The sequence below is a fragment of the Bradyrhizobium sp. 2TAF36 genome (genome assembly GCF_052114925.1).
Classification (GTDB): Bacteria; Pseudomonadota; Alphaproteobacteria; order Rhizobiales; family Xanthobacteraceae; genus Bradyrhizobium; species Bradyrhizobium barranii.
On record NZ_JBFRFR010000144.1, the window covers coordinates 1 to 10903 of the forward strand.

The 10903-nt window shown below is 63.7% G+C and carries 10 protein-coding genes; 6 read left to right on the forward strand and 4 right to left on the reverse strand.

Annotated features, from left to right (window positions below):
* Positions 1–305 precede the first annotated feature (305 nt).
* A complete protein-coding gene (locus tag AB4Z51_RS42325) occupies positions 306–1040 on the reverse strand; it encodes a class I SAM-dependent methyltransferase (RefSeq protein WP_135213922.1) in 735 nt (244 codons plus the stop codon).
* A 22-nt stretch (positions 1041–1062) separates the two neighbouring features.
* Positions 1063–1719 carry a methyltransferase domain-containing protein gene (locus tag AB4Z51_RS42330; protein WP_135213921.1) on the reverse strand — a complete coding sequence of 219 codons (657 nt, stop codon included), beginning with the start codon at positions 1717–1719 and terminating at the stop codon, positions 1063–1065.
* 293 nt (positions 1720–2012) lie between these two features.
* Between AB4Z51_RS42330 and AB4Z51_RS42335 the strand changes: the two genes are divergently transcribed.
* On the forward strand, positions 2013–2387 hold the full coding sequence (locus AB4Z51_RS42335) for a hypothetical protein (protein WP_135213920.1): 375 nt from the start codon (positions 2013–2015) through the stop codon (positions 2385–2387).
* Between the two features lie 74 nt (positions 2388–2461).
* Here the strand turns inward: AB4Z51_RS42335 and AB4Z51_RS42340 are convergent, their stop codons facing one another.
* Positions 2462–3517 carry a polysaccharide deacetylase family protein gene (locus tag AB4Z51_RS42340; RefSeq protein ID WP_135213919.1) on the reverse strand — a complete coding sequence of 352 codons (1056 nt, stop codon included), beginning with the start codon at positions 3515–3517 and terminating at the stop codon, positions 2462–2464.
* A gap of 253 nt (positions 3518–3770) precedes the next feature.
* Between AB4Z51_RS42340 and AB4Z51_RS42345 the strand changes: the two genes are divergently transcribed.
* A complete protein-coding gene (locus AB4Z51_RS42345; RefSeq protein ID WP_135213918.1) occupies positions 3771–4094 on the forward strand; it encodes a hypothetical protein in 324 nt (107 codons plus the stop codon).
* Positions 4095–4256: 162 nt separating this feature from the next.
* Positions 4257–4472, forward strand: coding sequence for a hypothetical protein (locus AB4Z51_RS42350; protein WP_063980334.1), 216 nt, complete (start codon positions 4257–4259; stop codon positions 4470–4472).
* Positions 4473–4571: 99 nt separating this feature from the next.
* On the opposite strand, the gene AB4Z51_RS42355 is transcribed toward AB4Z51_RS42350, so the two are convergent.
* Positions 4572–6260, reverse strand: a complete 1689-nt coding sequence (locus tag AB4Z51_RS42355) for an MFS transporter (RefSeq protein WP_135213917.1) — start codon at positions 6258–6260, stop codon at positions 4572–4574.
* Positions 6261–6408: 148 nt separating this feature from the next.
* On the opposite strand from AB4Z51_RS42355, the gene AB4Z51_RS42360 reads away from it, so the two are divergent.
* From AB4Z51_RS42360 to AB4Z51_RS42370, 3 genes are read left to right on the forward strand one after another with little or no spacing between them, the layout of a single operon-like run.
* Positions 6409–7779, forward strand: a complete 1371-nt coding sequence (locus AB4Z51_RS42360) for a hydrolase (RefSeq protein WP_135213916.1) — start codon at positions 6409–6411, stop codon at positions 7777–7779.
* A 34-nt stretch (positions 7780–7813) separates the two neighbouring features.
* Positions 7814–9181, forward strand: a complete 1368-nt coding sequence (locus tag AB4Z51_RS42365; RefSeq protein WP_063980337.1) for a cytochrome P450 — start codon at positions 7814–7816, stop codon at positions 9179–9181.
* A gap of 51 nt (positions 9182–9232) precedes the next feature.
* The gene (locus AB4Z51_RS42370) at positions 9233–10642 is read left to right on the forward strand and encodes an adenylate/guanylate cyclase domain-containing protein (RefSeq protein ID WP_135213915.1); all 1410 of its coding nucleotides are present in this window, start codon (positions 9233–9235) and stop codon (positions 10640–10642) included.
* The last annotated feature ends 261 nt before the right edge of the window (positions 10643–10903 follow it).

The window sequence follows — 10903 nt, forward strand, 5'->3', positions numbered from 1 at the left end:
CTCCCCGTCCAGGAGACGAGCGACAAAGCGCAGACGCTCTTCCATCACCGAACTCGCTTTCCACGGCATCGACACCTCCCGCGGAACAAAAGCGGGAGCGACAAAGCGCAGACGCTCTTCCATCACCGAACTCGCTTTCCACGGCATCGACACCTCCCGCGGAACAAAAGCGGAAAGTGTAACCCATGTGTCCGGTACGTTCTGTCACCTATGTCTCGGGCCGCTCAGCTCTGATTTTTCGTTGTTTTCCGCGCCGTTGTTTCGTCCTCCGATGCAGCCTCGCCGCGAGACGGCATACCATCGCCTCAGACTTTGCGCAGGCTTTCGATTTCCCACAGCGCCAGTTGCCGCCGGTCGAACGGTGGGACGTAATCGTCCAGCACCTTGATCGGCGGCGGGAAGTTGTAGGGCGGAGCGCTCAGATCGATGGAGAAGAAGTCACCCGTGCGGATCGCACGATTTCGGCCCGCCGGGTAAGTGGTCGTCAGGAGATACTTGATGTTGGATCGACGAATGTTGTCGATTGCTTGAAAAATCATCTCTTCGGAAAGATGAATGAAGCAATCGCGGCATAGCAGCAGGTCAGCTTCCGGGAGCGGATCGTTGCAGAGATCGATCCGGAGGAACGTGCGATCTGGGCGACTGTATTGGTCACCCGTGCGCGCAATCAGTTCCGGAACGATGTCTCCTCCAATGTAGCGAGAAATTGGAAGTTCGATCTTCGACAACCGATGAAAATCACCACAAGGCAAATCGAGCAAGGTACGGATCTCGAGGTCGCCAACCAGACCAGGAAGGCTTTCCCGCACCCTTTGGGTATTGTGCAGCGTGGATCCGCCGCCGGAAGCGGTTTCCTTGTAACCCCAGACGTTGCGACGATAGATCTCGCCGAACACTTCGCCAGGCGTTCCACGGAGATTGCGCACCATCTGCGTGCGCAACCAGATCAGCGCGGGCTCTGGTAACGTCTGGCGCGCGATGTCGATAGCCGTCGAGAAAAAGGCCGTCTGACGTAACCAGTCTGCAAACTTGTCGAACACATCGCCCCCGTATTGTCGCAAGCTAGATGCGCGCGAACCTGAATTGTTGCGTGCCGCGCTCGGTGGGATCCGGGCTCCGCTCAGTGATGCGAAATCCCTCATGGGCCTGGATGAATGCTTGCTCGGAGATCCAGTTGCGCTCGTATCTGACGAGCTTCTCCCTGGAGGCGAGCGACGACCCTGGACCGTTGTCGCTCAGGTACGATGTCTGAACCTCTCGCCGGGTCTCTTCGCTGATCGGAACGCGGTACCATGCCAACGTTGCCGGCCGAACCGTGCACAGCGTTCTGACGGTTTCCAATGCATCCGGGACGTACTGTATGGCCCCATTCGAGTGGATGAGATCGACAGTGCCGAGCCAGTCGGCGGCCTGGTCGATGCGCTCGAAAAACATCAGCCTATCGGTGCCAAGCTCCTTGGCGCGCTGCACCATTGCAGGCGTCTCAACTACCGCCCATCGAATGTCCGGGCGTTGCCGGCGCGCCACCTTGTAATGCAGGCCAGCGCCTCCGCCGAAATCCAGAACCGTGTTTATGCCCGCGACCAGCGGCCAGTCGCTGTCCGGGTTGTAGTTGATTGTCTTTAGGAAAATCGTTTCGACCAGTTCCGGATTCTCGTACCCCTGAACAACCTCTCGCGGCGGCAGCAGCTTACGCTTCACTCGCTTGATGAAGGTCATAACGGGCGGACTCGGCACGCCTTGTGATACGTGTCGAGCGTCTACCACAATCAGAAACATTTGGAAACAATCGTGAAACGCGCCATCCGGCGCGGCGCGTTCGAGGCTTCACCGGGAAGCACATATCTGTCCGCCCGATTCCGAGACCTTTCCGGACGTGACGTTGCGGGTTGATCGCCGCGAATGCTGATCGCGGGTTCAAGACCGAGCGCGCAGTCTACGTGATGACAGTCACATAACGCAGATCAGATCTCCCCTAATTTCCCGGTCACGCAAACACGGGGAGATTTCACATGCGCGAGATCATTCTGGTCGCCGCCATGGTCCTGGCTTCTGCATCTGCCCATGCTGCCGACCGCAGCCTGTCGCTGGCCACGGCAACGGCTGCTCCGCAGGCCACCACGACCGCCGCTCCGACGACGCAAATCAGCGAAGTCGCGCCAGCCGCGGAAGCTCCGAAATACGTCGATCGTCCGCCGGCAGTCTCGGCCCCTGCTCCCGCCGTGGCGACGGCTCCTGCCGTGACCGCGACAACGACGACTTCAGCGCCGGCGGAGACAAGCAAGCCCGCCACGAAGACCGCAAAGGCGGGCAAGCCGAAGCACAAGCGCAGCTGGACCGAAGGCCGCATCATCAGCGAGCTGCACCGCCACGGCATCTACTGGTAAGGCTGCGACTCGCTCCAAAAGCAAATGGCCGGGCAAGAGCCCGGCCATGCGCGTATTGAGGAAGCGTTGCGGGCTTACTGCGACACCGTCTGCACCACGCTCGTTATCGGACGCGCGCTCGACGTCGGCACCTTCAGGTCCTTCAGCAGCGCCTCGTCATATTCCGGCAGCGTCTGGAGCGTTGCCTTGGCCTTCATCTGCACGACCTTGTAGCCGCCAGCCTTCAGCCGCGCGAGCAGCGCCGGCATGGCTTCGCCGGTGTGCTTCTGGAAGTCGTGCATCAGGATGATGCCCTTGCCGAGCTTGTCGAGCTTGGTCATCACGTTGTCGACGATCTTCTCCGGCGTGGCACCCTTCCTGAAGTCGAAGGAGTCGATGTCGGTCGAGAACATCGCGACATTGCGGGTGCCGAAATAGCTCACCATCGCCGGATTGTGCTGAAGCTGCGGGAAGCGGAAGAACGGTGCCGGGTTGGTGCCGAGCGCGAACCTCACCGCGCTGAAGCCCTTCTCGACCTCGTCCTTGACCTGTTGCTCCGTCATCTTCTTGCTGTTCAGGTTGACATGCGACCAGGTGTGCGTGCCGACCGTGTGGCCCTGGGCCAGCACCTGGCGCAGGATTTCCGGATGATAGGTCGCGTGCTTGCCGACCGAGAAGAACAGACCCTTGGTGCATTCATCCGCAAGCGCCTTCAGCACCGCGGGCGTGTTGACCGGCCACGGACCGTCGTCGAAGGTCAGCACGACCTCCTTGTCGGTGAGGAAGTCGAACTGCTTGAAATGCTCGAAGCCGAAGCCGGGTCCGCCGGTGGTGTCGATCTCGACCACGCGGGCAACGCCCAGCGCGTTCGGATTGGCACAGGTCGACTTCTGCTGCACCGGCACGACCGGAGCGGGCGCAGGCGCCGCTGCCTGAGCAACCGCCGTCGGCCTGGCCGCGATCGCCGCGGTGGTCTCGACGTCATCCTTGGCGGCGAGCTTCGCCTGTGCCGGCAATTGATCGGCGGCACGGGCGGCCGTTGTTTTGGGGGCGCCCTGATCGGCGCGCGCGGAATAATAAAACCAACCGCCGACGGCGATCACGACCGCCGCAACTACACTGGCCAGCATCAGGCCCAACGCATTACGCATCGCTATTCTTTCCAATTACGCAACCAACCCTGCGGAATCTCCCGCGCGACGAGCCATTAATGCGAAGGAACAGTTAACGTGACACCAACACGACGGCGTTTGCGCCGGATTTTCAGCGAGGTGCGCCATGTGACGGAGGTCACAGATGGATGGCCACCCGTGACCGTCATCACAGTGGAAACTGTTTTGCCGGAGCATCGTAGTTCCCACCAACAACGGGCCCCGCTTCCAGCGGCGCCAATGGGAGCTTCAAATGACCAAATCTTCTTCGGCTAAGTCTTTCTCTGCGAAATTGCTGACGAGTAGGATCCGCGACACCAGCCTGGCTCTGGGCTTTGCCGCCATCGTCTCGATCGTCTCGACGACCGCGAGCTTCGCCTTCTCGGCCGAGGCGCAGCAGCAGTGCACCGGCGATGCCTTCCGCCTGTGCTCCTCGGAAATCCCCAACGTCCCGAAGATCACGGCGTGCATGATGAAGCATCGCTCCGACTTGAGCGCCGGCTGCCGCGCGGTGATGGACAAGGACCTCGCAAAGGGCGCCTCACGCAAGGTCGCTGACGCCCAGGACAAGCAGTAGGACAACGCGCAACGGCGATCGTTGTTAGCTCCCCTCGCGATGTGCTCCCGGCGTCAAGCCGGGGCCACGCGCGCCAGTCCCGCTCGGCAATAAAGCCGTTGCGGCCCCGGGATCGTCGCACTAGCTTCGCCCGCACTTCCTTGGGGTAAGAGGCATTACGCGATGACCAGATTTCTTTTCATTGTTTCTTTGATTCTGTGCGCATCGAGCGCCTCAGCGCAACAGCAGCCTGGCCACGATGCCTGCGCGCGCGATGTGACGCGCTTCTGCCGTGCCGTGATGAACAATGGCGATGGCGCCGTGCTCGCTTGCCTCAAGCAGAACCGCACCCGCCTCAGCAAAGCCTGCGACAAGGTGCTGACGGATCACGGGCAGTAAGATGTGCCGTCGCAGCCCGGCTGAGCGAAATCCGGGGTCTGCCCGCGCGTGAGATCGTCCCGGATCGCGCTTCGCTTCATCCGGGCTACAGGCCAAAACCTACGTGCTGCTTCCCGCCACGCTCGCGACCACCGGCAGCACCTCGGCGCCGGCACGATCCGGCGTCTCTTCCTTCCAGCGCACCGAGCCGAACGGACGCTCCAGCATGCGGCGGATCCGCACCGGATCGGGGCCGATGTGGAAATCGATCGCCTGCTGATGCAACGCGCGCTCGGACTGCGTCGAGCGGTTGCGCTGGCGCAAGTAATCGAGCCAGGTCGGACAGTGGTAGCGCTCGGTCCATAATTCGGGGTCGGCGATGTCGCGCGCGATCGACCAGCCATAGGCGCCGTTGCGCTGCCGGGAGAGCTGCACGTCCTGCATCACATTGTGGAAGGCGCGCGCGTTCTCCTGGCTCACCCTATATTCGATCTCGACCACCAGTGGCCCGCTGCGCGCCGTGAGCGACAGTTTGACTTCCGGATCGGCGAGCACGTCCGCGTCCTCGTTGCGGGCGCCGACGCGCGGCATCGCCAGCCAAATGCCCAGCACCGGYGAGATCAGCATCAGGCTGGCGGCCGTCAGCAGCGCGACCTCGACGCCGGCATAATCGGTGAGATGGCCCCAGCCCCAGGCGCCGATCGCGATGCCGCCGGATATCGAGGCCTGGAACGCCGCGAGCGAACGGCCCGCGACCCAGCGCGGCGCCGAGAGCTGCACGCCGATGTTGAACAGCGCGACGGCCGCCATCCAGACCGCACCGGCGAGCACAAGCGCCGCCGCCGTCAACACCGGCTCCGTGCTCACGGCAAGCGCGGCCATCGCAAATGCCATCGAGATGGTGCAGGCGCGGATCGCGGCCTCGCCGCTCATGCGCTTGCGCAATTCATGGATGTTGAGCGCACCGACGACGGCGCCCATGCCGAAGGCACCCAGCATGATGCCGTAGGTCTGCGCGCCGCCATGCAGCAGGTCGCGCGCGATCAGCGGCATCAGGGCCATGATGGCACCGCCGATCAGGCCCATCACCAATGTGCGCAACAGCACGATCTTGATCGGCGGCGAATTGGTGATGTAGCGGAAGCCCGAGACCATCGCGCGGTTGAGCTTCTCCCGCGGCAGGCGCGAGGGCTCGGTGTTGCGCCGCCAGAGCAGCAGCACCACCAGCAGCGGCAGATAAAGGATCGCGTTGCAGGCAAACGCGGCCACCGCGCCGAGCGAGGCGACGATGACGCCGCCGACCGCGGGACCGAAGCTGCGTGCAATATTGTAGCTGATGCCGTTCAGTGCGACGGCTGACGGCAGTGATTCGGGCGGGACCTGCTCGCTGACCGAGGATTGCCACGCCGGCCCGAACAGCGCATTGCCGCTGCCCACTACGAAGCAGAAGACGAGCAGCGTTTCCGGGGTGATCAGCTTGAGCCAGGCCAGCACCGTCAGCGCAGTCGCGCCGATCAGCGCGATCGCGAGCGAAATCAAGGTCACGATGCGCCGGTCATACATGTCGGCGATGGCGCCGGCCGGCATCGAGATCAGCATGATCGGCAGCATCAGCGCGGTCTGCACCAGCGCCACCTTGTCGGCCGAGGCCGCCATCTGCGTCATCGCCCAGGCCGCGCCCACGCCCTGGATCAAGAGGCCAAGATTGGAGAGCAGGCTGGCGAGCCAGATGCGCCGGAACACGGTGTACCGCAGGGGTGCGGCGATGCCGTCGCCGGCGAATTTCTGACGGTTCGGCTGCTCGGTCATATCCCCTTCCATATGGGCTGGCAGAAGTGGTCTTGGAATGGTCTTTGGGTGATTCCGGCAGGTTCAGTGATGCCTGCGAAAGTCCTTCGCTGTCCAGTGGTTAGGCCGGTATAAGCGGTCCAAAGACGTGGTTTTTCCGGAGAAACATATGAAGCTGTCGCGACGGTCGATCCTGCTGGGGGCAGGCAGCTTGCCTTTCGCGGTTGCGAGCTTGCGGACAGGCGCGCTGGCGCAGACCGCGCCCACGGCTCAGAATGCCGAGGTGCCGCCGATCCTGTTCGTCCACGGCAATGGTGAATACGACGCGGTCTGGATGACGACGCTTTGGCGGATGGAATCCAACGGCGTCGCGCGCGATCGCATGATGGCGATCAATTTCACGGATCCGCTGGCGCGCAGCGACGACAAGGTCGAGCAAGCGGGCCGCTCCTCGACCGGGGACCAGCGCCGCGAGCTCGCGGCGGCCATCGCGGAATTGAAGCGCCGCACCGGCGCGGCCCGCGTGGCGCTGGTCGGCAGTTCGCGCGGTGGCTACGCCATTCGCAACGTCATCAGGAACGGCGGTGCCGGCGATGTCAGCCATGCCGTGCTGTGCGGCACGCCCAATCACGGCGTGTTCGCGACCGACGACCAGCCGAACAACGAATTCAATGGCCGCGGTACATTTCTGCGCGGCCTGAATGAGGGCGAGAGCGAGGTGACGCCGGGCACGGCCTTCCTCACCCTGCGCAGCGATGGCATGGACAAGTACGCGCAAGCCGACGGCCGCTTCATCGGCAAGCCCGGCACGCCGACCGGCGTTACCGTCGAAGGGCCGGAGTTGACGGGCGCCACCAATCTCGTGCTCGTCGCGCTCGACCATCGCGAAGTGGCGTTTCACCCGCGTGCCTTCCGCGAGATCTACAAATTCATTGCCGGCCGCGAGCCCGCGCGCATCGCGATTGTGCCGGAGCAGAGCGTCAGGTTGAGCGGCCTTGTGACCGGTACGCCAGGCGGCGTGTCGACCAATCGCCCGGTGGCGGGTGCAACCGTCGATGTCTTCCGCGTCGATCCTGATACCGGGGAGCGCAAAGGCGGCGCGGTGCACAGCGCGAAGACCGGCGCCGACGGCCGCTGGGGTCCGGCGCAGGTCGAGCCTTCCTGGTTCCTCGAATTCGCCCTGACGTCGCCGGACGCGCCGACGACGCATATCTACCGCACGCCGTTCGCGCGCTCGTCCGATGTCGTGCATCTGCGTGCCGCGCGCCCGCTCGGGCCCGCGGACAAGGATGCCGGCGCCGTCGTGATCATGTCACGCCCGCGCGGCTATTTCGGCCTGCCGCGGGACGTGGTGCTGCTCGACGGCAAGGAGCCGGCCGACGTCAAGCCGGGTGTGCCCACGGATTCGGCAGCAACCTTGCGGCTCCCGGCCGCGGAGGCCGGGCGTAACGTCGTGGCCCAGTTCGGCGAAGAACGAATTGTGGCGCGTGCCTGGCCCGCCTCCGAGAACAGGATTGCGATTGCCGAGCTGACTTACTAGCTATTGGCCTGGGTCATATCTGCGGGAGAGAGCCATGAACATCGCCAGTGTGCGTCGGCCCATCATCCCTCCGACCCCGCCGCGTGCGCCCGACGACATGTCGTTTCTCGGCCGGGTCGCGGTCCTCAAGCAGAACATGATCGCGACCTGGGGCCAGCGTGCCTACGAAGAAGAGGTCATCAAGGGCCGCTTTTTCCTCCACAACAGCTTCATTCTGAATCAGCCGAATGCAATTCGGCATGTCCTGCTCAGCAATTATGAAAACTACACGCGCACGCCGGCGGGGATCCGCATGCTGCGTCCGGTGCTCGGCGAAGGAGTTCTGATCGCGGAAGGCCACGCCTGGGCGCATCAGCGCCGTACGCTCGCGCCGGCCTTCACGCCGCGTGCGACCGCAAATCTCGTCCCGCATATGACCGCGGTGCTCGACGAGACCATCACAAAGCTCGATGCGCGAACAAGCGAGCCGGTCGATCTGCGCGAGACGATGCAGCGTATGACGCTGGAGATCGCCGGGCGCACGATGTTCTCGTTCGGCATGGACCGTCACGGCCCGACCTTGCGCAACTTCGTCATGGAATACGGCGCGCGGCTGGGACGGCCCTATTTCCTCGACATGCTGCTGCCGGTGTCCTGGCCGACCCCGATGGATTTTGCCCGCGCCCGCTTCCGCAAGCGCTGGACCGAATTCGTCGCGATGCTGATCGCCGAGCGGCGCACGATGGGCAAGAAGGACGGCGCGCCGCCGCGCGACCTGTTCGATCTCATGGACGCGGCGCGCGATCCCGAAACCGGCAAGGGCTTTTCGGACGCGCAACTCGTCGACGAGGTCGCGACCATGATCCTGGCGGGTCACGAGACCACGGCGACGGCGCTGTTCTGGGCGCTCTATCTGCTCGCGCTCGATCCGGAGACGCAGGAGGAAGTTGCCTCCGAGACCCATGGCGAGCATCTCGACAGCATGGCCGACATCGATCGCCAGAAGTTCACCCGCGCGGTGATCGAGGAGACCATGCGGCTCTATCCGCCGGCCTTCCTGGTCGCGCGTGCCGCGCGCGAGAAGGATAATGCGGCCGGCGTCGAGATCGGCAAGGGCGACATCATCATGATCGCGCCCTGGCTGCTGCACCGGCATGAGAAGCTGTGGGATCAGCCGAACGCCTTCATTCCCAAACGCTTCATGTCGAACGAGGCGCCCGACCGTTTCGCTTACCTGCCGTTCGGCGCGGGTCCGCGCGTCTGCATCGGCGCGCCGTTCGCGCAAGCCGAATCCGTGCTGGCGCTGGCCCGGTTGATCGGCGCGTTCCGCATCGAGCTTGCCGACAGGGTTCCGGTGATCCCGCTCGGCGTCGTGACGACCCAGCCGGACCACTCACCTTTGTTCCGCATCACGCGTCGGTGACAGACATTCGTCTGCCCGATGGCGCGATCCACCCCAGATAGAGCCTCCGCCATGAGCGACATCCAGGCCCAGTTTTCCGTTCTGAAGCAGACCGCCGACGCCAAGGTGGTCGACGCGATTGCGCGCCTCATCGAGGACGGCGAGGATCACGAGCTCAACCGCGTCAATGTTCTCGATTTCTCCAGGCAGCATGGCCTCGATGAAGAGCACACGATCTCCACCTTCCTGCACTCGGCGCGGCTCGGACTGTTCGATCTCGGCTGGAACGTGCTCTGTCCGGGCTGCGGCGGCGTGCTGGGGGCCCATTCGACGCTGAAGGCGCTCAAGCCGGACGATTATCACTGCGCGCTCTGCGCCTGCGGCTACAAGGCGTCGGTCGACGATCAGGTCGAGGTCTCCTTCACCGTGAATCCGCGCGTGCGGCGCATCGCAGCGCACGATCCCGATACGCTTCCGGTGTGGGAATATTTCAAGCAGGTATTCTGGAGTTCCGGCGTCGACTTCAACAAGGAATCCTTCGCGACGCTCGCCAACGAGGTGACGCTCGATACGCTCGAGCTTCCGGCAGGCGAGAAGGCGACCATGTCGCTGCAACTGCCGGGCGACTTCATCATCATCTTCGAGCCGGTGACGCACGCCGCCCATTTCATCGACGTCCAGGGCGAGCCGACCAAGGAGCGCCAGCAGTTCGCGATCATGTACAACAAGGTGCAGGCTCCGACGGGGACGACGACCATGCGGCCGGGGCCGCTGCGGCTGTCGCTGGAGAACCAGGCCGGCGTGCGCGTGTTGCCGTCGGTGTTCATCGCGGCCGAGGCGCTCCATCATCTCATCGGCAAGCGCAAGCCGTTCCTCACCGCCAAGCGCATGCTGTCGAACCAGACGTTTCGCGATGTCTTCAAGGCGGACAATCTCAGCCTCGACCAGCGGCTCCAGATCACGTCGCTGACATTCCTGTTCACCGATTTGAAGGGCTCGACCGCGCTCTACGAGCGCGTCGGCGATCTCGCCGCCTTCGATCTCGTGCGCGCGCATTTCCATGCGCTGCTCGAGATCATCTCCTCCGAGAAGGGCGCGGTGGTGAAGACAATCGGCGACGCCGTGATGGCGACCTTCATCCGTCCGGAGCACGCCATCGTCGCGGGCCTGCGGATGCGGGCCGCTATGGACGAGCTCAACAGGCAGCGCGGCACCGACGATCTCATCGTCAAGATCGGCATCCATGAAGGCCCCTGTCTTGCGGTGATGCTCAACGAACGCCAGGATTATTTCGGCCAGACCGTCAACATCGCCGCTCGCGTCCAGAGCCTGTCGACGGCGCGGGAGATCCACATCACGGGCCCCGTGCTCGATGCGCCCGCAGTCGCCGAGGTGCTCGAGCAGCGCGCGATCAAGCCGATCCAGAAGCAGGCGGCCCTGCGCGGCATCGCCGACAAGATGGTGGTGTACGAGATACCGTGAGGACGGCACTCCCGATCATTGCGAGCTTAGCGACCATCCGGAGTCTTTCCAGTGAGGCAGTCTGGATTGCTTCGCTGCGCTCGCAATGACGATGTGGAGACAGGTGCGTGCCACACTCACTGTCGTCATGCCCGGGCTAGTCCCGGGCATCCACGTCTTGCTTCGCTGTGGCGCGTGGATGGCCGGGACTAGTGTTTAGCCCGGAGACATGGCTGACACCTGTTCGGACACATCACTGACAGGTTGGCCATTGGTCAAGTC